Consider the following 23,086-nt stretch of genomic DNA (forward strand, 5'->3'; position numbering starts at 1 on the left):
TAATGATAACGTCCTTCATGCTTTTATTAAATCTTTATTTACTTCCTCAAGCTTTTCCATTCCACCAAAATAAGCTATTTTCCCTTCGCTTATATAGATTAATTTATCATCACTAGACTGCTGAATCTCATCGACTAAATGGGTGCTAATGATTATTATACTATGATAAGAAAGCCGCTCGAGAATGCGTTGAAAGTGAAGTCGCTCCTCGACGTCCAACCCTTCAAATGGCTCATCTAAAATACAAATTCTCGGTAAATTGATGAGTGCCTGGATGAGACCAACCTTTTGCCTTTGTCCCCCTGAAAGTTGACGAAGCTTTCTCCGCTTTTCTTGAGATAATTTGCTTTTATTCAACCAATGCTCAACCGTCTTTTTTACAAGATTTCGGGGTATCCCCTTATGAAAAGCGATGTATGTTACATACTTTTCAACTGTCATATCTAAATGACCAGTAAAATGCTGTGGAAGAAACCCAATGATTTTTCTAATCTCTTCAATATTTAGCTTTTTTCTATATGTTCCATGCTCCTCATCTCGGACTAATAAAGTATAATTGATTTCACCATGTTCCGGTTGTATGGCGGTGGCAAGAAGCTTCAAAAGTGTAGATTTTCCGGCTCCATTATTCCCAACAACATACGTAATCCCTCTAGAAAAGGAACATGAAATACCATTTAATACTTTCGTATTTTCAATCGCGTATCCAATGTTATTTAGTAATATTCTCATTCCACGTTCACCGAAAACCGTCTCTTAAATAAAATACTGCTTAATATAAGAATAGAAAATCCTAAAATGATCGCATTCATCACTAGAAAGTCGTGATCACTTGGAGATAGGAACAAAAGCTTTTTCTTTAATAATACTTGACTGAACCAAATGATCAGTGTAATCGACAATCCTATTTTTTGCCCTAACCAAAAAATCGCTACAAAACCGATCACTCCAAAAAAGAAAACAGGTATAAATGAACTCACTAAATACAATATTGTGCTTTCTTTCCCTACAACGACAAAACTTAACGGAAGCGCCAGTACTATCTGGAATCCCATTACAATCATAAAACGGGTAAATATTTGTTGTATCATCGGATAATAGCTTAAAGTTTCAATGATCTCATTTCCTTCATTTTTAGATCGGAACGAATAACCAATAACCGCAATGACAAGAAGCGTGATCCACTTAATCCAACTTGCGAATCCAGTAATAGCGTCGCCATAATTTTCACTTATAGTAAAAGTAATAGCAATCATAAGAATTCCAGTTAGCAACCAGCTTGTCATGCCGTAAAAATTCCATTGCGATAAAAACATATTTATTATTTTAGATCCAGGAGATAGGGAATTTTGAGTCGTTTCCAGCTCTACACGCAAATCAGCTGGACTTTCATTCTCCTCAATATTCTTTATTCGTTGAATCAAATCGAGCGTCATTTCTCTCGTCGGCTCTGGGGCAGTAAATCTTTCAAAATGAGTCTTCCATTCTTTTTCCATCTTCGACAGTTCTTGATTTTCACTCATTGATCCCAACCCCTTTCCGTTCATCTTCAACTAAGATGTTTTCTAGCTGTTTTAAACCACGTGCAATACGTGTTTTTACAGTATTTATCGGCATATCTAAAGCCATTGCGATTTCCGAGTATTTCAAATCCTGATAAAAACGTAAATAAAGAACCGTTCGATAATCAAGTGAGAGTTGATTCAATGATTCTACCATCCATTGGCGTTCAAGTTGATGATCAATAATGTGATGGACCCGTCCTTTTCCTTCAATTTCTTTATCCGTTACATATTCCATACGCGACACAGGCTTTCTCCAATAATCCTTACAAGTATTCGTCGCTATTTTATACATCCACGGTTTAAATTGATCAGGGACAAAACCTTTTTGCCCTTGTTGATAGATTTTCAAAAATGTTTCTTGAACAACGTCTTCAGCCAATTTTTCATCATCCAACAATCTGTATACATAGCCGAACAAAGGTTTATGATATCGGAAAACGAGGATATCGAACGCAGAATCTATCCCAAGTGTTAGTTGTCGCATATAGTCTTCATCTTGCATTCTTATCCCTCCGTTTTTCGATTAGTTTTAAAAACAGCTCCTACCATACATAATACTCCTAGTCCGATATAAAACAATCGGTTTAAAAGGATCCAACGATTTTCTCCTGCTAAAAAGCCACTGTCTCCACTTACAAAGCTTTCAACACTTCCATAAATAAGCAAAATTGCATTTAAATCGCGCAATAATGGACCACCGAATAGGATCATCATCCAAAAGAAGATTCCTGCTATTATTCCACCGAGTGAATGCTTCCCTATCATCGTTCCGAAAATAACAAATGCTCCTATTGCCAAGTTTACGGGAACGGTAAAAACGAAGCCTTGCCACATAAACTTTCCAAATATAAATCCTAAAGGAAACGTAACGATACTTGTTAATCCGAAAAAAAGAATGGCTGAAAATAAGGCTCTCTCTAATAAAAATTTCCACTTCGCTATCGGATACGTAATGAGTTGATTGTAAAATTTCGAATCTAAATCGATCGAAAAGCACCACTGAATAATAAATACAAACCATATTGTGGCTGTTTTTTCATAAACAAGGCTAGATACATCATCTACAGTATACGACCCATAGTTGAATATAATTAGACCGACAATCGGAATAAGCAATATGGACATAAGGGAGTATATGGAAGTAAACCATAGTTTTAAAAATAGTTGCAGTCGAATCAAACATCCCTTCATCGCGTTGATTCTCCTTCGTATTTCTTTAAGGATGCTTCCATGTCAAAATCCAGTTTGTTCTCAAGGCCTTTCCAATCGTTGAAAAGATATTTTACGACCTCTTTGAATGATTCTAAACCTTTTTCCTCATAAGGCTGCAATAAATTTAAAAGTGTAAGATCCTCGCCAGCACCCCACCATGTTGATTTATACCATTCCGAAAAACTAATCTGTTCATGTAATTGATTCATAATCAGCCATACCATCGCATCATTGATTATTCTAAAATCGTCATTATAACCTTCCGAGATTTCTGGAGATATTTCATTAATAATGTCATATCCAATATCCCAATCATCCAAAGCTGCACTTCTCATCACAAAAAAATCGTGATTAGCGCCATTTTTTATTAGAAAATAATAGTTATCACTCATTACATAAATAACGGAAGGACTCAGCGAAATTCCAAGCCACTCTTCTGTAAAATTCCAAGCGCTTTGATATCTTTCCACCTCATTTTTAGCACCATTAAATGCTTCAGGATGGGCAACAACTCGAACCGATCCTACATTCTCTTCCTTGAAATTTCCCCCTACCAACGATAGACCATATTGGGAAACTCCTTGAAACGTATCTTTACTTACTTCCGGAATCGTCAATACAAGCGGAGTTTTTTGATTTTTTCTTTTAACCTCAACTGAAAACTCCGTAGGAAAATCTTCTACAAGCCGCGCATTTCTTAGTTCAAACTGTGCATACAGATTATTATGGTCCCGAGCAATGACTAGATTACGATTCCCAATTAACGGATACCAACCCGCTTCTTTTGGAAGATACACTCGCTCATTTTTTATAAAAGCTTGTTCTATATAGCCATCATCGCGATATTGCAAGATTTTTCCGTCATAATGAAGATCTAGGTCAAATGTTTCATCTGGCTGGATCGCTTGTTCAAAATGTAGTGTGATTAAATCTCCTTCCCGTGAACATGATACAGCCTTATCGCTCGTACAATCTTTAATCTTTAGCCCATGATATAAAGTCAGGAATACATCATTTACTGACTCGGTACCGTTATTTTTTATTGTTAAAGCACTTCGGACTCCAATGTGATCATCCTCATGAAGATCCACACTTAAATTTGTTTTTTCCATTGCAAATTCATATGGTTTATCGTCTTTATATTCTTCATAGTAGGAATTCATCCATTCGTCATAGTTACCCTCTCCATCAAACGATTTAGCATATCGCTCGCCTGTTGAAATAAATTGTTTAAGTGCCGAATCATACTGCATGTAACGCATTCCACTTAACACAATTGTTGGAATAAGGACGATTGAAATAAGAATGGGAATCATCTTTTTTTCTGTACTGCTTCTACGATTACGTCTAAACAAAAATAGAGCTAAAGCGATTATTGCAATCCCCCAAAAAACAATGGCACTTTGATGGAAAATGGTATTTTTAAATACATGTTGAATCCCCCATATCCCTTCATATGGCGATCCAACAAACATAAAATCAAATGGAGTTAATAAATGGAACTTTGGATAATCCCATATTTGGGCTTTTCCAGTATAGTCAAAGGGTAAAAGTAAACTTAGTACCAAAAGAGCTGGAATAGCAAGATACGCGATCATTGATTTAATCAATATCGCAAATAAAAAAGCAATCGAGATAAGAAGAAATAATGCACCTTCCATTTGTATAAACACGTAAAAAATATTATTAAACCAATCTCCTATTGTCATTTCCGCACTTATGAACCATACAGCTTGAACAACAATCGTAATGGCCGCGATACATAAACCGTAAAGTTGAGTAATCAGCCATTTCCCAATAATCCAATCCACATTCTTCACATTGTACGTTATAATTAACTGTTCAAAATCGTTATCCCTGTCTTTACTTGCCATATAAACGGCAAACAGCCCTACAATGAGAAGGTTTAGCAGCATTATCCATAAGAAGCTTTCGTAAAATGAAGCTGCACGTTCTTCATAATGGATGGGCTGCATTTCATAAGAGATAATGACATATCCCCAATACAAAATATTAAGGAACAGCGGTATGGCCATAAATTTATTTCGAAGTAAAAGCAACCCTTCATTTTGAAAAACGGATTTCATTACATTCATGACATCACCCCGTTTATAATAGCCATGTAGCCATCCTCAATGGATGGTTGTACGGGGATCACTTCACCTTTTGGAGTTTCTTTTGAAATAATTCGAAAAACAACTCGATCTTTTTCTTTTCGACTGGAAATAATGACATATTCTTTTTCTACTTTATCGTATTCGGAAAAAGGCGCCGCTAACTCCCAAACTACTTTTTTCGCCTTCTCCGCTAAATCATCGGTGGATCCTTGGAAAAGAACCTCACCATGATTAATGACTGCCACATTTTCACAGCTTGATTCAATATCACTAATGATATGGGTTGATAAAATAATAGAATGGTCTTTACTCAATTTTTCTATCAAATTTCGAAAACGAATCCGTTCCGAAGGATCAAGACCCGCTGTCGGTTCATCCAGGATAATCAATTTCGGATTTCCGATTAAAGCTTGGGCGATTCCAAGCCGTCTCTTCATCCCTCCCGAATAGCCTTTTATTTTTTTGTTAGCTTGCTGGACAAGGTTAACTTCTTCTAGAAGTTTCTCTACTTGGGCGTTTCTTTCCTCCGAATCTGCAACACCCTTCATGGAAGCAACATAATGTAAAAATTCCCTTCCCGTAAATTGTGTTGGCACGTTAAAATGTTGTGGCAAATAACCGAGCAGCTGTCGCACCTTATCTCCTTCTTTTATAAGATCAAAATCGTAAATCGTTATGGTTCCTTCTTGAAAAGGAAGGATCGTACTAAGAATTTTCATTAGCGTTGATTTTCCCGCACCATTTGGACCAAGAAGACCGAATAATCCTGTTTCCATATGTAGATTAATATTTTTTAATGCTTGAAATGTACGATAGGATTTTTGTAATCCTTCTATTTTTATAGTCAACATCTTTTCCCCCTTAAAAACATCATTCTGAACCTTACACGGAAGGAAGAAATAAAATGTTTCGTTTTTAATAAATTTCTTTTCACAGAGAGGTGTGAGATTAGCGCTAAATTCCATCGCGAATCAAGATGATATTTCACGACCAAAATCAATTTCTTCTCAGTATCGTCGGGAATAAGTATCTAATTCTCGAACAAATCATAATTCCAAACAGTTTCATCGGGAATAAGTATCTAATTCTCGAACAAATCATAATTCCAAACAGTTTCATCGGGAATAAGCGTCTAATTCTAGACCAAATCCAAATTCTAATCTGTTTCATCGAGAATTAGTACCATTTCAGTTTCTTCCCAAGTCAGAAAAAAACCATGAAAATGAGTAACTTAAATAAATTCCATTTGTCTGTTTAATTGAAGGTGTTGAAAATTGAATAAAATAATTTGCAGATTATTTTTGATGCTTTTGAAAACGGAATGGCTACTAAATTGCCGATAGGGGCTAATATTTAACTACGAGGCGGTATATTACTATTAGAGGTAAATAATGAAGAATTGTATTATTTAACTTTAGTTGAAAGGTAGACATTTTGTTTAGCAATATAGTTTTTATAAAAAAATGAAAGCAAAAAAGTTTGGAGCTTCCAAACACTTTTTGCTTTTTTATTTGAGTGGACGATTTCGACTACACCTAATCACCAATTTTCAATCCGGATGATTTTAACGATCCTCCCATCTTCAACAGTGATTTGCAATTCACCTGAATTCATATTATTTAATGAATCAACAATTACTTGTAGTTGATCACTTTCAACCATAACTTTTTCAGCCATTCCCTTCACCCCTTAATCCAATTTCCGAAGCAACAAGAAAAAGACCCCTTAAAAAGATAAGAGGTCTGCGCTTTAAATATGTTTAAGCGTTTGTCTCTTATCTGTCAGATCATTAAAATCTGCTGGAATTGGCACCGTTTGAATAAAAGAATATTCAATGGTTGCCGAGGTTTCAACGGGCCAGTCCCTCCACCTCTCTTTATAAGAGTAAAGATTATGAAATTTTCACGTTAACATTAATTGTATTTGGAAAAAAATGAGTTGTCAACCAAGAAAAATGTTTTATATAACAGTAGTAAACTGAAAAATAAACTTCACTTTTTCTCTACTTTAGTTATAATAGAGCATGTTGACATTTTTTCAACAATCGAAAGACGTGGTTCGTGACCATCCCACGAAAAAAAACTAGGGAGAGAATTGAATATGAAAACAAAAACATTGGTGATCAACGGAATCATTGCAGCACTTTATATTGTTGTAACTCTTTTGATTAAACCATTTGGTTTTACAAGCATCCAGTTTAGAGTATCTGAGATGTTTAACCATCTAGTAGTATTTAATAAGAAATACTTTTTTGGTATTGTTGTTGGTGTATTTATAGCAAACTTGCTATTTTCGGAGTTGGGATTATATGATCTAATCTTCGGAGTTAGTCAATCGATTATCGCTTTATCTATTACGATATTTTCAGGCAAATTTATTAAAAGCATTTGGGGAAGAATGATTTTTAATACGATCATTTTTTCTTTTACGATGTTTTTTATTGCCACAGCGCTTAATTTAGCTCTCGGCTTTCCATTTTGGATTACTTGGTTGACGACCGCAATTAGTGAATTTATTGTGATGATCATCGGTGCACCTCTCATGATGGCACTAAATAAAAGAATTAACTTTGAAAAATTACTTTCATAATGTAAAAACCCCTTGAAAGGGGTTTTTATTTATTCAGAGATATGGTTTTTTAACGCTTGTTCCAACGAAGCGACTATATTAGCTTGTTCAAAAGTAATTCCTAAAAGAATCATATTTTTTACAACGTCTGGACGAAATCCGGATATAATTGCTTTACATCCCATCATCACAGTACCATCAATGACCTTTTTTAGCTGGTCGATGACATCGGGTTCCATTTCAGCAACTCCGGATAAATCAAAGATTAAAGTTTGAACCTTCAAATTGGAAATTTCAGTTAATACTTTTTCCATTATAAAGGTAGCTCGATTCGAGTCAATGGGTCCAATTAGAGGCAAGACACATGTTTTTGCATTTACTGGGATGATCGGGACGGAAAGATGCTCAACAATTTTATTTTGCTGCTCTATTAATGAATCCTTATACTCAGAGTAACTCATAAAAAAGCAATTCAAAAATTGGTCAATTTGATTATTAATTTTGTTTTCAAGACTATAGAAATCTTCTTTATTAATCTTGTTATTCTTAACGTTGTCAAACTTATGTAAAAAAGTCCAAATTGTTCTTCTAATAGCGTGAAGCCACTCTAGCTTGAAAGCCAAAGTTAATGAAAACTTCGCCCAAATTATACCCTCTTGTTTTGCAAATTCAATTACCTCTGACTCTCTTTCTTCAATTACATAAAGAATCAGACGGTGTGCATTTTCTACTAAATTTATATTTCCAATTGAATGAATCAATTCAATCTTATCTCTAACATTTACTGCTTCTGATAATAGATTCTCTTCAAATTCTTGACGATTTTCAATAAAAAATTCTTTTATTGCCTTTTCATCATATGCAGATTCCACGATATCTCTTCCCCTTTTTGGTGAATTGAATCCCATAATCTTGATCTTAATTCCTTTAATATTATCATAACCCAGCTTTTTATAAAAAGGTAGAAATAGCTTGCTTTGAAGTATAAAACCAGCCCCTTTATTGAGTAGGAACTGGTCATATATATTTATTAAACTACAGCGCCTATCGACTAGCAAACTTCTCTGCCTTCGCCTTACGATAAGGAAGCCAGACTCACACCATCCAACTGTAGGCGCTTCCCGTTTTTTGTACTATTTTCTTTCCGGTGGAACTTCTTTGTTTAGCACATCAAAGAATTTCAGAACTGTAAAATAGCTTAAGCCTAAATCTCCTAACCCTTCATATGCCGATACGATATCCACACTGCATCGCAATGGTTCGACTTGAAGAACGGTTACGACAATTTGGTTCTGCCTCATCGTCTTTTTCTCAATTAACATTTCGCCGCGATCCGCATCCAAATGCGTCAACTTCCACCCCGGAAGTTTATTATTCACGACATACGTAATTTTTTCAAGCAACACACGTTTATTCACTTTATAATATCGTGTTTTCAATTGTGGATCCTTGGCACGATCACTTGTCTCCGTACTATTTTTCCATAGTCCAGTTAATATACGGGCAATAGACACGCTTTTCCCCCCTTTATTAAAATATCTAGTAAATATGTAGATATGCGTATATTATATGTCTTTTCAGATGGTTATGTCTATTAAGCTGTAATTAAAATGCAAAAAGAAAAGAAAGTCCGAGTTTTGACTTCCTTTTCTTTCTACTTTATTGTCTTGCAGACCAATCTTCAGCCCGTTTTTGTAAATCATCTAAAAACTTTTGAATATCTGGAGCTTGATCATTTGCAGCCTGGCTAATAAATCCATTGATTGCCGGAGCAATTTCGCTGCTAAAGAACGGATTAGCTTCGTCCATCATAACTGAAGGAGAAACAGCTGCTACTTCCATCGCTTTTTGAACAAATTTATCTTCAGACGGTACGAAATCAGCTTCTGCTAAGGTTGGTGTCGCTTGGAAGTTCTCGTAATTCCATTTTTGAGTTTCATAGCCCGTTAAAAACTTCATAACTTCCCATGAAGCCTCTACATTTTTAGCATCTTTTGCCATAACAAATGGATCCATAGCTACCCAGCCTTCACCCTTCGGTCCAAGGTTTAAAACCGGTACAAAACGATCTAATAATTCTTTATCTTTGTTAGCGCGGTATTCACCCATTGTTGCACCACCTGAGTGATCTAGGGCAATGGCAATATTATTTGTTTCAATACCAAAGTTTTCAGCACCTTGAGCGTTCACGAAATCTACTGGAGGATATTCTGCTGCTGCCTTTAACCACTCCAATACTTTAACCATTTCAGGTGTGTTTAGTTTCCATTCGATATTTTTAAGGTCATCTAGGGAACCAGTAGCACCTTCTGCACCAAAAGCATGAGTTAAAGCAACAAAAGTAGAAGCATTTAAAGCATTGCCGCTCCACCATAAACCATAGTTATCTTCGCCAGTGACTGGATTTTTGCCTGTCATTTGTTTTGCTTTGTCTAGAATTTCTTCTGGTGTTGGATTTTCAGATAATGGTTCCACTCCCCAGTCTTCAAAAATCTTTTTGTCATAGATGGTCACCCTTTTTCCTAGGATGGCAGGAAGTCCAAAACGAGTATTACCATCAAAAGCAACAGTACTATAGGAGTTTTCCCAAATTCCTTTTAAATACATATCACCACTAAAGCCTGAATCATTCGATAATAGATCATCGATACTTCTTAAAAGGCCTTGCTGCATCCATTGAGAGGCAAAAGCTCCACCTGTATAGATAAGGTCGACATCACCTGATTGCAGCATGGCAGTTTGTTTTGCTTGAGCGTTTTCCCAAGGTACTTGATATACTTCTAGCTTAATATTCGGAAACCTAGGGTTAAATTCTTCTTTGATAAAAGTATCAAATCCTACGTTGTCTATGCCTGTAATGGGATCAATACCATCTTCAAGCTGCCAACCAGCTAAAGAAACGCGAACGGTTGCCTCAATATCCGAAACAACTTCGATATCGCTTTTTTTCTTATCTCCGCCTTTGCTGCCACTACTACCGGAGGAAGAACATGCCACCAATCCTAGAGCTATTAACATTACACTAAAAATCGTAAATAGTTTTTTCATTACTTGCCCCCTCATATTATTTTTGAAATTCAGTAACTACATCAAGGTCTTTTAAAGCTATCACCCCCTTTAATAGAGTTGATACTTAAAAGGAAAGGCTGGTAACATTGCAATAATATGTCTATTGCTTGATTCCTGACAAAGCAATACTTTCTACAATATACCGTTGTAAAAATAAATATAATGCTATGACAGGTATTAAACTTACTGTAGTTGCAGCCATGATGATAGAAGGGAGTGCTTGGTTTTTATTATAGGTAAACATAGCCAGACCAAGTTGAATCGTATATTTATCTGGTGTTTTCAATGCCAATAATGGCCATAATAAATCGTTCCAAACCCCTAAAAACTGAAGTATCGTCATCGTAGCAATGATAGGAACACATAAAGGTAAATAAACTTTAAAAAATACTTTAAACTCTCCAGCACCATCGATAATGGCGGCTTCCCTTAAAGAAGAAGGCAGCTGGTCAATAAAAGATTTCGCTAAAAATGTACCGAATGCGTAGTTAAGTGCTGGTAGGTAAAACGCCCAATATGTATCTAGTAAATTTATTTTTGCAAAAAGCAAATATTGTGGAATCATTGTCATTTCAAAAGGAATCATCATCGTGCTAAGTGCCAATACAAGCACAATCATAGACCCTTTGAATTTTAATTTGGAAATCGCATAGCCTGATAGAAGCGCCGACATCATACTAACAAAAATGACCCCAATTGAAATAATCATAGAGTTAACCATATATTTAAACATCGGGATATTTTTGAAAGCGAGTTCATAAGTTCTCGTAGAAAAATCCTTTGGCCAAAATCTTGGTGGAAAAGGAATGTTTAGCCTAGCTGCCCAATCAAAACTAGTCAGTAACATCCAAACAAAAGGAATAATCATAATTAATGATCCTAATAATAGGATAATTAAAAGTGTAAAGCTACCTAATAACTTTGATTTTTTCATCGACTTTCCCTGGAAGGATTTTGAATCTTCCACTTTCAAATTAGAAATGCTCATTGGATTGCCCATATCATTCACTCCCTCCTAATCAAGATTGCTCTTTCTATTAGATAGCAACATCACAACCGTCAGTATAAGAATAATCATAAATAAGATATACGAAGCTGCTGTAGCAATACCCATTTGACTTGCTAGGAAAGCATTTCTATAAATATATAAAACGACAGTCATTAAAGATCCAGCAGGATTTCCGGCCGTCCCTCCTATGAGCCAAACATCCGTAAACCGTTTCATAGCGCTAATCGTACTAATAATGACCATAAATAAAATGATTGGCTTTAAATATGGAACAGTAATATATGCCCATTTTTTAAACCAATTGGCTCCATCTACTTCCGCTGCTTCATATAAATCCCTTGGCACACTCGTCAATGCAGCAATAAAAATAATCGTATTATAGCCGAGCATTCCCCATAAAGTCATTAAAACGATGCTAAATCTTGAAAAGCTGGGATTTGTGAACCAGCCAATAGGATCCATTCCTATCCAGCTTAAAGTAAAGTTTAAAAGCCCCTCTTTACCGGGGTTAAATAGAAGTTGAAAGAGAATACTAGTGGCAACCAAAGAAACAACATTCGGAAGAAAATAAACACCTTTGAAAAAATTCCTCCACTTAAGCCAGGGGATATTATGAATAAAAGTAGCTAGAATAAAAGAAGCCGCAACTCCCAAAACTACCGCTAACGCACCCATATAAACAGTATTGTAAAGTGACTTCCAAAATATTGAATCACTTAGTACATGCTTATAGTTGGATAATCCGGTCCATTCGCCGCCGAATGAGGAAGCTGACTTTTGAAAACTTAATACAAGTGCTCCAATCATTGGATAAATGGCAAATACGAGCACCCCGACCACTAATGGTGCAGAAAACATGTACCCCGCCCAATCTGTCGATGTTAACTTTTTCTTTTTACGAGGATTTATTCGCACGCTTTTTTTCATAGAAAGTCCGGTTTTGGTTTCCATCCTTTCACTCCTTCACTATAAAAATGAAAATATCAGAAGCTTCTGTTTCAAAATGTTAGCGCTGTCATTAAATATTATAATGCCCCCTTCAAAAAAAATGAAAACTATCTTTCTCCAGTGCCTTTATTAAGTTTACAATAACATAAAATAAGGCGAGGAATCAACCATTTTTTATATTTTTAAAACAATCAGATACTTTGATTAAAACAGCTTTTTCAATTAAACAAACGGGTATTCATACTTATCTATAAAAATGAATACCCGTTATAATTAGATTTATCAATATTAATTATTCAAAATAAATTTCCTTGCCTTTTTCCGCAGATTCATAAATACCACATAAGATTTTTGTCATTTCGACACCATCTTGGACTGGGCTAAGCGTTTCTTTCTCACCTAAGACAGTATCGACAAAGTGATTAATCTCATTTTGGAAACCGTCGATGAAATCAAATGTTAAACTATCTACTTGTGGAGTGACATTTAAGATTGTATCGTGTTTTTCAGTAATGATTGCAAGTTCCGGCTCTACTTCTGCCCCACCTTTTGTACCATACAGCTTCACAGCAATTTCATCCTTTTTAGCATGAAGCGTAAAACTTACATCCACAAGCATGGAAGCGCCATTTTCAAAGCGGATTAATGCATTTGCCATATCTTCAACCGTATTTTTCTCTGGATCATAATCTGCCGCTTGGTAGAAAGATAGATTTTTAATATTTTTACGGTTTCCAAGTTTGTTATACGTATTGCCAGAAATAGATTTTACTTTTGGACGACCCATCAAATACCATAAAACATCAATGACGTGTACGCCGATATCAATTAAAGGACCTCCGCCAGATCTCTCAACATCTGAGAACCAACCACCGGGATTCCCGAGGCGACGGATACATGTTGCTTTCGCAAAATAAATCTCACCAAGCTCATCGTTTTCGATGAAATTCTTTAATATTTGTGTATTGGAAGCATATCTTCTCACAAATCCTACTTGCAATTTCTTACCGCTGCTATTCACAGCTTCTTCCAGCTTTAATGCTTTTTCAACACTTGTTGTCATTGGCTTTTCAGTAAGAACGTGTTTGCCACTATTTACTGCAGCTGTTGCAATTTCGGCATGAGTGTTGTTCCATGTACAAATACTTACAGCATCAATTTCCGGGTCATTCATTAATTCGTTATAATCAGTGTATACTTTCTTCGCCCCATATTTTTCAGCTTTATCTTTTGCTCTTTGTTCATTTAAATCACAGATAGCATAAAGTTCAACCTTTTCATTATTTACATAAGCACCTAAGTGCGCCTCTGAAATAGAACCTGCTCCGATAACACCAATTTTTAATTTACTCATATATTTTCCTCCTCACTCTTCTCCTAATAGTCTACGAACATTATCTAAAGCTATTTTAGAAGCTTTCTTGCATTCTTCCATACCTTCAAATTCAATTGAAATATACCCATCAAATCCTGAGTTCTTAACGATTCTTGCAATCTCTCTCATATCGATATCACCTTGGCCAACTATCGCGCCTCTTAAATAGTTTCCAGCGATTGTTTGGAAAAATCCTTCACCAGGGTTTTGATAGGATGGTCGAATATAAAAATCTTTAAAATGGACAACTGATGCATGTCCGATATTTTTCTTTACTGCAGATACGGGATCTTCATCTGCACATAAGAAGTTGCCGATATCGACTGTCGTTTTAAAGTTTTCCCGGTTCACTTCATTCAATAAACGAAGGACCCGGTCACTTGCTTGAACATGAAAACCATGATTTTCGATGCTTGTCGTAATGCCATATTGAGCTGCATAATCAGCAATTTGTTGGCAAGCATCCACGATTGCAGGAAGATCTTTTTCAAACTGAACTATTGAGGTATCTCCAGGTGCACGCCAAGCAACATCATGTCTCATGAATTTAACTCCGAGAGCATTGGCAATATCCACTTGTTTTTTAACTCTATCAATTTCAGCTTCAAAGGCATCCTTTGTTTCCGTCAAAAAGTTAGCTCCGATTAAATAATGTGATAGTTCAATACCCGCACTTTTTGCCTTTTCCTTGATTTGCTCAACCAGTTCCTCATTATCGTCTAGACTATATCCGATTGGAACAATCTCAATATGGTCTCCGCCATTATCCGCTACCCATTGTATAGCATCTAAAATTGTCATTTCGCCAGAATTGATCGCTTGGTATAAACTGTATGAACTTAATCCAATTTTCATTTTATCCACCTCGTATGGATGTTTCGAATTTTTGTTTCTTAGCTGCAGCGCTTATTGCCTTTCTAGCAATACTGTTTGGCCTTTTTCACTTGATTCATATGCAGCCTTGACGACCTCTAATGTACGCAATCCATCAGTGCCAGTAATAGAAGGACTTCTACCTTCTTTTATAGATGTGATGAAATCATTAACGAGCCCTTCGTCCATATCTTCTGCAAATGGAAGTTGCGAAATTGCTTTTGCATCATCATTGTAATAAACGGAATGTTGTTTAAATGCATCAACCTGTAAATTCCCTTTTGTTCCAATGAAGTTAATAATGGCGTCTCCCCATGTTGGGAATGTTTGTGGTCTTGACCAGCTAGGATCGATGGATACGATGACCCCAGACTCAAGCTCCAATGCAACCATTCCACAGTCTTCCACATCGATATCGTAAAATCTTCTACCAATCTCTGCGTAAACACTTTTCACTTCATCATTTAGTACCCAACGAATAATATCCATGATATGGACGATATGGTCCGTGGCAGCACCGCCCCCAGACAATTCCTTTTCAATAAACCAGCCTCCCGGCATCTTGCCGTGATTCGTTCCATTGATAGCAACAATTTCACCAAGAGCTCCAGAATTAATCAATTCTTTCGCTTTTTGGAATCCTGGTGCAAAGCGAACTGGGTATGCGATTTGCAGGATGACCCCTTCTTCTTCACAAGCCCTGATCATTTCTTTCGCATCTTCTATTTCAGTAGCAATTGGTTTTTCACATAAAATATGTTTTTTAGCTCTTGCCGATTTGACAACATGTTCTTTATGATTAGCATTTTCAGAGCAAATCACTACCGCTTCAATATCTGTACTTAGAAACTCGTCCAAGCTTGATAAAAATTCACACTCAAAATGGTTGGCCATTTCCTGTCCGCGCTTAGAATCTTCGTCCCAAATATATGCTAATTCAGTATCAGGATGATTCACTAAATGAGTTGCGTAACTATGCGCATGCATATGAGCAAAACTAATGATGCCGACTTTCATGTTATTTACCTCCTTTTCCTAGGGTGACGGGTTGTCCTTCTTCAGCTGATTGTAATGCGGCCTCAGCAACCCTTATCACATTTAACGCATCCGAAGCTGTTACGATTTGTTTTTCTTCTCCAGAAATACATTTTACGAAATGCTCCAGTTGACGTTGATACGGATCCTTTTCCAAAATAGTTCTCGGAATTTGCACATAATCTTCTGAACGGAATTGAACGGCTAATGGATAGCTATCATCGTAATTATATGTAATCATTCCTTTATCACCCGTTAATTCAAAGGAAGCCTTAAATTTCGGCTCTGCCCATGAAAGCTCAACATGCGCAATGGTACCGTCTGCCATTTTTAAATTAATAAATCCATACTCTAGATTTCCATCCTCACTACTTCGTTTTACACGTTTAGCCATTACTCGTTCTACATCGCCAAATGTCCAGAGCAGCCAGTCTAAATCATGTACACCAAGATCTACGAATAGTCCACCGCTTTTTGACTCATCGCTATACCATGAATCTGCAGCTGGGTGCGGAACACCTCTTGACATTCTAATAACTCCCGGATTACCAATTGCTCCATTTTTGACTTGATTTCTTGCATCCACATATTCCGGGAAAAAGCGAAGTGTTTGAGCTACAAAGAGTTGAACTTTGTTCTCCTCACAAACCTTGATAATATCTTCTGCCTCTCCACTGTTCAAAGCTAGTGGTTTTTCACAAATCACATGTTTCTTATGATTCGCCGCTTCCACAACAAGGGCTGCATGCGTATGAGTAGGTGTGCAAATATCAATTACATCAACTTCGGAATTTACTACAAGCTCTTCAATGCTGCTGAAAGCTTTTGTTCCATATTTATTTGCTACTTTATTAAGTCTCTCTTGATTTCGGGCGATCACTCCGACTATTTCTATTCCCTTTACTTTTGACCATGCGTCTAAATGTCTTTGTCCAAGTTTCCCCGAACCAATTACTGCTATTTTCATTTACAATCCCACCTCATAATTATAAATCGGACAATCTAATTACTTTATCTTCTTGATTTGATTGATTAGCCGCGAGTGTTACAGCTAATGTTTTCAAACCATCTTCGTAAGAAGCCAAGATTAGATCTTGATTATTCGTTCTCACAGCTTCGATAAAAGCACGATCTTGAACTTCGTAAAAATCAACTTCTGAATCATACGTTTCTGTATGATCTTTCTCAACAATTTTAAGACTAGTTCCAACTAACTCAACTCGGAAATCACGACCTAATACTTCAACTCCCATGCGATGATCTGGTTGAGTGAAGGAACAATCCAAATGTCCTACTGCACCGGATGAAAAAGTGACGTTAACAGAAGTTACATCCGGAATATCAATGTTTTCAATATCATCCATTACCTGTAGTGACATATTTGCACTAACCTTCTCAATTCCTCCTCCGAGATAAGCCATTAAGTCCATCACGTGGGTTGCTTGCTCAACCAATTGACCGCCGGATTTGCTCTTAATGCGATACCAAGGCGTTTGCACGAAACTAGAAATATATTGACCACGAACCATGGCAATCTCTTTATCTGCTAAATATTCCTTAGCCTTTTGGATTGTATCTAAATAACGAAGGCAATATCCAGAAGCATTAATGACACCAGAATCACGAATAACTTTTGCTTTTTCCTTCGCTACCTCAAGATCCAGTTCCACAGGTTTTTCAACTAGTAAATGAATTCCTTTTTTGATAGCTTTTTCTTCTATTTCACCATGTGCAAATGGCGGTACACTCACAAATAATGCATCCAATTGTTCATCTTCCAACATTAAATCAAGATCAGTATAGAAGGTAGCGTTATATGCTTCACCTTGTTTTTTTGCATTTTCTTCGTTTATATCACATACAGCAACGATTTCAGCATTTTCATTTTCAGAAACATTTTTTAAGTGGACAGTAGCTATACCACCAACACCAACAAACCCTACTTTTACCTTTTCCATAATTCACTCTCCTAAGCTTTTAAAATAACATCTAAATGACGTGCAGTATCATCGGCTAAAGTACTTGGACATAATGCATATGGTGATAGTTCCGCAACTAATGTATCATCATACCCAACTTGTTCAAGTGCATTTCTGACTGCTTTCCAATCAACATCGCCTGCGAGCAGGGGAACGAAGCCAGTAATATTTCCTACACTTGTACTAAAGTCTTTCACATGTACTTTAAAAATTCTTTTGCCTAAAATGTTGATCCATTGTTCAGGAAAACCAAACTGTAAAACATTCCCAACATCAAAATAGGCTCCAATGTAATCTGAATCTAGCTCATCAATGTATCTAGCCATCTCAAGTGGAGAGAGTAAAAATTTATTCCAAACATTTTCAATGCCAATTTTAACATTGTATTTTTCTGCTGTCGGGATAATTTTCCTAATCGCGTCTTGACTTCGTGTATAGCATTCATCGTAAGATACTTCTTTGGAAACGGCTCCTGGTACAAGTAAAATTGTGTCGATCCCTATGAAACTAGCGATCTCCAACATTTTCTCAATAACACGTATGCCTTCTCTTCTAACATTTTCATCAGGTGAGCTTAAAGGAGTTTTCCATAACAAAGATGTAGACAAGCTCCTTAGCTGCAATTGATACTCACCAGCAAGTGCAAGGATTTTCTCCGCTTCTTCTTTCGTTGTCTCTACTGTAAGTCCAACGCCGCCAGCTTCATTTAAATTGAGCTCGACAGCATCAAACCCAGCATTTCTGCTATACTCGAACACTTTCTCAATTGGCGTGCCCTCAGGATAACACCATTGATTAATTCCTTTTAGCATAAAACCCCTCCTAATTTATATAAAAATGTAAGAAAGAATACATTTTTTTAAAGAAGTTAATTTTTCACTAGCTAGCTCTAGGCGCCTTCCGCTTTTTGTTACTTTAATGTGAAATGAAATAATTCATGAAGTAACAATGATGCGGAACCCACTACCTCCGAATCGTTTCCAAATGAACTAGGCAATACTTCTAAATTGTGTGTATGCGTTTGCAGTGCGAATCTAGAAATATGGTCATTCACCTTTTTGATTAATTGCGGATTTTCAAATGCCAAATCCCCACCTAGAATAATCCTTTCCGGGTTAAATAAATGAATAAGATTGACCAAGCCTGTCCCAAGATAGAAAGCCACATCGTCGAGAATAGAATTTGCTAATACATCTCCATCGTAAATAGCCTTTCGAAATAAATCAGGTGTAATATTTGAAAGGTGCCCATTTACTTCTTCTACTAATAGGGATTTCTTTCCTGCCTTAATGTCTGAAACAATTCGTGAATAAATGGCGTGCCAGCTAACATAATTTTCAAGGCAGCCAACGTTTCCACAATTGCAAGTTGCTCCTTCGTAATCAATCGTTGTATGGCCAAACTCACCAGCTCCCCCATGGTAGCCACGAAAGATTGAATCATTAACAAGCATACTGGCTCCAACTCCATCACCAATTGTCACATAAATTAAGTTTTTGGATTGCTGATACATTCCAAAACCTTTTTCAGCCAGTAAACTTCCATTCGTATCATTATCTATATATGTAGGAATATTAAACGCTTCTTCTATTGCATTTTTTAAAGGCAGATCATGGATTTTAAGTTTTGGATTATAGGCCACAATTCCTTTTTCAGAATCGACAATACCTTGAATGGTGATCGAGATGCCAAGACAATCCTGAAGGTTTTTACACTTTTTGAAAAAATGCTCGATTATTTCTATCAGTTCAGTACTCAAATCTAGATCGACATTTTCTTCTAAAGAATGAACTTCCTTCCTTGTTACTTTAGCATTTAAATTTAATTCGGCTATCGTAATTTTTGAAGCATCAATCGCTACACCTATAAGAAAGCAAATATCTGGATTCAATTGTACTAATATGGGTTTTCTTCCACCGCTTGATTCCCCTGTTCCACCTTCTACAACGAGTGAATCGCGAATAAGATCGCTTACCGCAGATGTAACAGTGGTCGGGCTTATATTAATCTTCTTAGCAATCTCCGCCCTTGAAATAGGACCATTTTTGCGGATAATATCTAAGATTATTGACTTATTTAGTTCTTTAATAAGCTGTAGGTCGCCTGTTCTTTTCAACATAATCTCCTTCCATTGAAATCGCTTAATAAGTTTCTTTCTCCAGTGCCTTTATTAAGTTTAGAATAGCATAATGAACCTATTACTTTCAATCCAATACCTTTATTTACGAGAATTTTTTCTATAAATCTTGTATTACGATATATGCAGCATTTACCGGCCCATGAACCCCGACAACAAGATTCATTTCAATATCTGCGGAATTGCTCGGTCCAGTAATAAAATTTATGCATGAAGCAAGCCGTTCTCCATTTTTTACTTTTTCCCTGATCATCCTTGCAGCCTGGGTCATCCGTGGAACGATAGAGCTTTTGGGTATTAGGATAATAGATTTTAAAGGTAAAAAAGTAACAGATCTTCCATGATTTAAATCGCTGAATAAGACAGCAGTCCCCGACTCGGCTAAAGTAATATCACTTATCGTTATTCCAACATTCGCATTTTCCGCGTACTTAATATTTTCTTCACCTAGTTGTGGTTCCCATTCGTGAATTTCAATATTTTCAGCTGGCCATATTTCTTTAAATAACGGTGAAAGACCGTAATCATTAAAACGGGAATCTTTCCAGGTTACGATAGGTCCCCCACCATATTCCGAAACCATTTTTATCAACGTATGAACCAAGTCCGCCTTATTTGTTTCGATTAAATCTGTGTGAATTTTTGTGCATTGTGTTTTCAAAGCTTCCAATAATTCCTCTGCATCAGCTTCCTTTAATACGGCATCTTGAGGATGATAACTCCACTCGGGTCTTTCGACATTTGATAGGAATGTATCTCTCCCTAATCGGTTCGCAATTTTATTTAGAAAGGAGTCTCGATTTTGGACTGTTCCACTCATGATTGATCCTCTCCTTTTGTATGCTCCTTAAACCAATCTCGGAATCTCTCTTTATTCGGAGCAGGAAATTCACGAATATCAGTCCACGCTTTTAGCGGACCGACACCTTTGGAAATCTTATTGTCATTTGTAAAAGGGTTCATAGCTGTAGGAGCTATTTTTGAACCTATTTTATAAAGGGACGGGGACGCAGCGCCTAAACCAAAAGCTTTCATGGCTAGTTTTTCAGAGATTGGAGCTCGTCCTTCTTTTTCTACAATCACTTGTCGATGTTTATGCAATAAATCATGAAGAGGAATTTTTACAGGACATGCTTCTGTGCATGCACCACATAATGTTGAGGCATACGGCAATTCTTTATAATCATTATAACCACCTAATAATGGTGAAAGAACAGCTCCAACAGGACCTGAGTAAATTGATCCATAGGAATGCCCACCTACATGCCGATATACAGGACATACATTTACACAAGCCGCACAGCGAATACATTGAAGAATCGATTGAAATTCTCCGCCTAAAATATCAGATCTGCCATTATCAACGATAACTAAATGAAAATCTTCAGGGCCATCCACATCTCCCTCATCTTTTGCTCCTGTCAGTACCGTAATATAACTTGTCAGCTTTTGCCCAACTGCACTTCTTGTGAGTAGACCCACTAGGACTTCCAATTCTTCAAAAGTAGGGACAAGCCTTTCCATTCCCATTACTGTAATTTGTGTTTTTGGGAGAGCCGTAACAAGATCTGCATTTCCTTCGTTTGTCACTAAGCAGATAGATCCCGTTTCGGCCACTGCAAAATTACAGCCAGTAATGCCGACATCTGCCGTCAAATACTCCTGCCTTAGCATTTGCCTTGCATGCCAAGCCAGTTCTTCTGGTTTTTCAGTCTGCTGATAGTTTAGCTTTTCCGTAAAAACATCTCTAATTTGTTCTTTATTCTTATGTAAAGCAGGGGCAACAATGTGAGATGGTGGATCGTGATCATCTACTTGAAGAATATATTCACCGAGGTCGGTTTCAATGACTTCACATCCTGCCTCCTCAAGACAAGAATTCAAATTAATTTCTTCTGTTACCATTGATTTTGACTTGACGATCTTTTTTGCATTTTTCTTTTCGATTACATCACGAATGTATGCATTCGCTTCATCAGGTGTTTCAGCAAAGAAAACATGTCCTCCTCTGTCTGAGACATTCTCACTTAATTGATACAAATAATAATCAAGATTTTCCAATACATGCTGCCGGATTTCTTCCCCAAGAGAACGCCACTGTTCCCAGTTCCCAAGTTCTTTCGCTGCATCCAACCGCCTTGTCTGCAGCCTTTCTTGAGCACCTGAAACGGCTCCTCTCATGAAATTATTATGGATTCCAGTATCAACTCGCTTTTTAAAGTCGCCAGTATCAATTTTCATTGGCAATGTGATCACCCCGCTTTTTTATAAAAAGGCTTTTTCTAAATTTCAACGACGAATAGTAGTAGGTTCTATTTTAAAAAATAGAAACATCCAATAGAGAATAAAGCCATACTTTAAGAAAACGCCTACAAACATTACCGATGATTTAAAACTTCCGCAATATGCAGCACCTTTACCGGCTTTCCAACTCGGTCTATTCTTCCTCCGATATTCATTAAGCAGCCGCAATCAGCGCCGATTAAGTATTCCGCTTCCGTTTCTTCTACATGTTGTACTTTTTCATCGACCATTTGTTCCGAAATTTGAGACATCTTAACCGAGAAAGTTCCTCCAAACCCGCAGCACAGATGTTTCCCTGGAAGCTCTGTAAATTCAAGACCCTTTACATTTTTCAAAAGTTTCATAGGCGCTTCAGTAACCCCTAAAAGTCTTGTCATATGACAAGAAGTGTGATACGTTACATGCCCATTAAACGAAGCCCCAACATCTTCAACTTTTAAAACATCCACAATAAATTCGGTCAATTCATATGTTTTTTGCTTAAGAGCTTTTGCTTTTGGCTCCCATATGGGATCCCCTTTAAAAATATTCTCATATTCGTGAAACATATATGCGCATGAACCTGAAAGCCCAACGACATATTCTGAATCTACAAATGCATCCATCATTCTTTTCATCGCTTCTTTTGAATTTTTCACATAGCCGCTATTATATGCCGGCTGACCGCAGCAAACTTGAGACTCAGGAAAATCGACTTCACAGCCGAGTCGTTCCAGTACCTCGACAGCTGCTTTACCGACATGGCTATGAAACATGTCTACTAAGCATGTAGCAAATAAACTGACTTTCATTCTTTTCAACCTTCTTCCAAATATTGAAGATTCATATAATTCTACTTTATTCTTTTATCAATCTGTAGTCAACAGACCATCTTATGACTACTTTTTTACTATCC

General features: G+C 36.7%; 23 protein-coding genes and 2 riboswitches. Of the genes, 1 reads left to right on the top strand and 22 read right to left on the bottom strand.

Annotated features, from left to right (window positions below):
- Nucleotides 1-15: 15 nt before the first annotated feature.
- From KHA96_RS19065 to KHA96_RS19095, 7 genes are all read right to left on the bottom strand, one after another.
- Entirely contained in the window at nucleotides 16-732 is a 717-nt protein-coding gene (locus tag KHA96_RS19065; RefSeq protein WP_213130900.1) for an ATP-binding cassette domain-containing protein, read from the bottom strand.
- A complete protein-coding gene (locus KHA96_RS19070; RefSeq protein WP_213130901.1) occupies nucleotides 729-1,523 on the bottom strand; it encodes a hypothetical protein in 795 nt (264 codons plus the stop codon). The genes KHA96_RS19065 and KHA96_RS19070 overlap by 4 nt, the downstream gene beginning before the upstream one ends.
- Entirely contained in the window at nucleotides 1,516-2,067 is a 552-nt protein-coding gene (locus KHA96_RS19075) for an RNA polymerase sigma factor (protein WP_213130902.1), read from the bottom strand. The genes KHA96_RS19070 and KHA96_RS19075 overlap by 8 nt, the downstream gene beginning before the upstream one ends.
- A 2-nt stretch (nucleotides 2,068-2,069) precedes the next feature.
- Complete coding sequence (locus tag KHA96_RS19080; RefSeq protein ID WP_213130903.1) at nucleotides 2,070-2,756, bottom strand: hypothetical protein; 687 nt, start codon at nucleotides 2,754-2,756, stop codon at nucleotides 2,070-2,072.
- Nucleotides 2,753-4,873 (bottom strand): ABC transporter permease, encoded by a 2,121-nt coding sequence (locus tag KHA96_RS19085; protein ID WP_213130904.1) that lies wholly within the window; start codon nucleotides 4,871-4,873, stop codon nucleotides 2,753-2,755. The genes KHA96_RS19080 and KHA96_RS19085 overlap by 4 nt, the downstream gene beginning before the upstream one ends.
- On the bottom strand, nucleotides 4,870-5,745 hold the full coding sequence (locus tag KHA96_RS19090) for an ABC transporter ATP-binding protein (RefSeq protein WP_213130905.1): 876 nt from the start codon (nucleotides 5,743-5,745) through the stop codon (nucleotides 4,870-4,872). The genes KHA96_RS19085 and KHA96_RS19090 overlap by 4 nt, the downstream gene beginning before the upstream one ends.
- Before the next feature lie 688 nt (nucleotides 5,746-6,433).
- Nucleotides 6,434-6,571, bottom strand: coding sequence for a DUF2292 domain-containing protein (locus KHA96_RS19095; RefSeq protein WP_213130906.1), 138 nt, complete (start codon nucleotides 6,569-6,571; stop codon nucleotides 6,434-6,436).
- 94 nt (nucleotides 6,572-6,665) lie between these two features.
- Nucleotides 6,666-6,779, bottom strand: a riboswitch (SAM riboswitch).
- 162 nt (nucleotides 6,780-6,941) lie between these two features.
- Nucleotides 6,942-6,986, top strand: a riboswitch (PreQ1 riboswitch).
- An 8-nt stretch (nucleotides 6,987-6,994) separates the two neighbouring features.
- On the opposite strand from KHA96_RS19095, the gene KHA96_RS19100 reads away from it, so the two are divergent.
- Nucleotides 6,995-7,483, top strand: a complete 489-nt coding sequence (locus tag KHA96_RS19100) for a QueT transporter family protein (RefSeq protein ID WP_213130907.1) — start codon at nucleotides 6,995-6,997, stop codon at nucleotides 7,481-7,483.
- A gap of 29 nt (nucleotides 7,484-7,512) precedes the next feature.
- Here KHA96_RS19100 and KHA96_RS19105 read toward each other — a convergent pair whose 3' ends face one another.
- From KHA96_RS19105 to KHA96_RS19175, 15 genes are all read right to left on the bottom strand, one after another.
- Complete coding sequence (locus KHA96_RS19105; RefSeq protein WP_349305800.1) at nucleotides 7,513-8,334, bottom strand: STAS domain-containing protein; 822 nt, start codon at nucleotides 8,332-8,334, stop codon at nucleotides 7,513-7,515.
- A 261-nt stretch (nucleotides 8,335-8,595) separates the two neighbouring features.
- A complete protein-coding gene (locus KHA96_RS19110) occupies nucleotides 8,596-8,976 on the bottom strand; it encodes a hypothetical protein (protein ID WP_213130908.1) in 381 nt (126 codons plus the stop codon).
- A gap of 145 nt (nucleotides 8,977-9,121) precedes the next feature.
- On the bottom strand, nucleotides 9,122-10,510 hold the full coding sequence (locus tag KHA96_RS19115; RefSeq protein WP_213130909.1) for an extracellular solute-binding protein: 1,389 nt from the start codon (nucleotides 10,508-10,510) through the stop codon (nucleotides 9,122-9,124).
- Nucleotides 10,511-10,631: 121 nt separating this feature from the next.
- A complete protein-coding gene (locus tag KHA96_RS19120; protein ID WP_213131108.1) occupies nucleotides 10,632-11,465 on the bottom strand; it encodes a carbohydrate ABC transporter permease in 834 nt (277 codons plus the stop codon).
- Between the two features lie 81 nt (nucleotides 11,466-11,546).
- A complete protein-coding gene (locus tag KHA96_RS19125) occupies nucleotides 11,547-12,491 on the bottom strand; it encodes a carbohydrate ABC transporter permease (RefSeq protein ID WP_213130910.1) in 945 nt (314 codons plus the stop codon).
- Between the two features lie 289 nt (nucleotides 12,492-12,780).
- The gene (locus KHA96_RS19130) at nucleotides 12,781-13,842 is read right to left on the bottom strand and encodes a Gfo/Idh/MocA family protein (RefSeq protein ID WP_213130911.1); all 1,062 of its coding nucleotides are present in this window, start codon (nucleotides 13,840-13,842) and stop codon (nucleotides 12,781-12,783) included.
- Nucleotides 13,843-13,854: 12 nt separating this feature from the next.
- Nucleotides 13,855-14,718, bottom strand: coding sequence for a sugar phosphate isomerase/epimerase family protein (locus tag KHA96_RS19135; RefSeq protein WP_213130912.1), 864 nt, complete (start codon nucleotides 14,716-14,718; stop codon nucleotides 13,855-13,857).
- A 51-nt stretch (nucleotides 14,719-14,769) separates the two neighbouring features.
- Nucleotides 14,770-15,753: a Gfo/Idh/MocA family protein gene (locus KHA96_RS19140; protein WP_213130913.1), complete on the bottom strand. Its 984-nt coding sequence runs from the start codon at nucleotides 15,751-15,753 to the stop codon at nucleotides 14,770-14,772.
- Between the two features lies 1 nt (nucleotide 15,754).
- Nucleotides 15,755-16,738 carry a Gfo/Idh/MocA family protein gene (locus KHA96_RS19145; protein WP_213130914.1) on the bottom strand — a complete coding sequence of 328 codons (984 nt, stop codon included), beginning with the start codon at nucleotides 16,736-16,738 and terminating at the stop codon, nucleotides 15,755-15,757.
- Nucleotides 16,739-16,757: 19 nt separating this feature from the next.
- Entirely contained in the window at nucleotides 16,758-17,729 is a 972-nt protein-coding gene (locus KHA96_RS19150; RefSeq protein ID WP_213130915.1) for a Gfo/Idh/MocA family protein, read from the bottom strand.
- A gap of 11 nt (nucleotides 17,730-17,740) precedes the next feature.
- Complete coding sequence (locus tag KHA96_RS19155; RefSeq protein ID WP_213130916.1) at nucleotides 17,741-18,562, bottom strand: sugar phosphate isomerase/epimerase family protein; 822 nt, start codon at nucleotides 18,560-18,562, stop codon at nucleotides 17,741-17,743.
- A gap of 98 nt (nucleotides 18,563-18,660) precedes the next feature.
- The gene (locus KHA96_RS19160; protein ID WP_249315756.1) at nucleotides 18,661-19,869 is read right to left on the bottom strand and encodes an ROK family transcriptional regulator; all 1,209 of its coding nucleotides are present in this window, start codon (nucleotides 19,867-19,869) and stop codon (nucleotides 18,661-18,663) included.
- 118 nt (nucleotides 19,870-19,987) lie between these two features.
- Entirely contained in the window at nucleotides 19,988-20,707 is a 720-nt protein-coding gene (locus tag KHA96_RS19165) for a LutC/YkgG family protein (RefSeq protein WP_249315758.1), read from the bottom strand.
- A complete protein-coding gene (locus KHA96_RS19170) occupies nucleotides 20,704-22,134 on the bottom strand; it encodes a LutB/LldF family L-lactate oxidation iron-sulfur protein (protein ID WP_213131111.1) in 1,431 nt (476 codons plus the stop codon). The genes KHA96_RS19165 and KHA96_RS19170 overlap by 4 nt, the downstream gene beginning before the upstream one ends.
- A 131-nt stretch (nucleotides 22,135-22,265) precedes the next feature.
- Entirely contained in the window at nucleotides 22,266-22,982 is a 717-nt protein-coding gene (locus KHA96_RS19175) for a (Fe-S)-binding protein (protein ID WP_213130917.1), read from the bottom strand.
- Nucleotides 22,983-23,086: the final 104 nt, after the last annotated feature.

Source organism: Bacillus sp. FJAT-49711, from assembly GCF_018343715.1.
Taxonomy (GTDB): Bacteria; Bacillota; Bacilli; order Bacillales; family Bacillaceae_C; genus Lederbergia.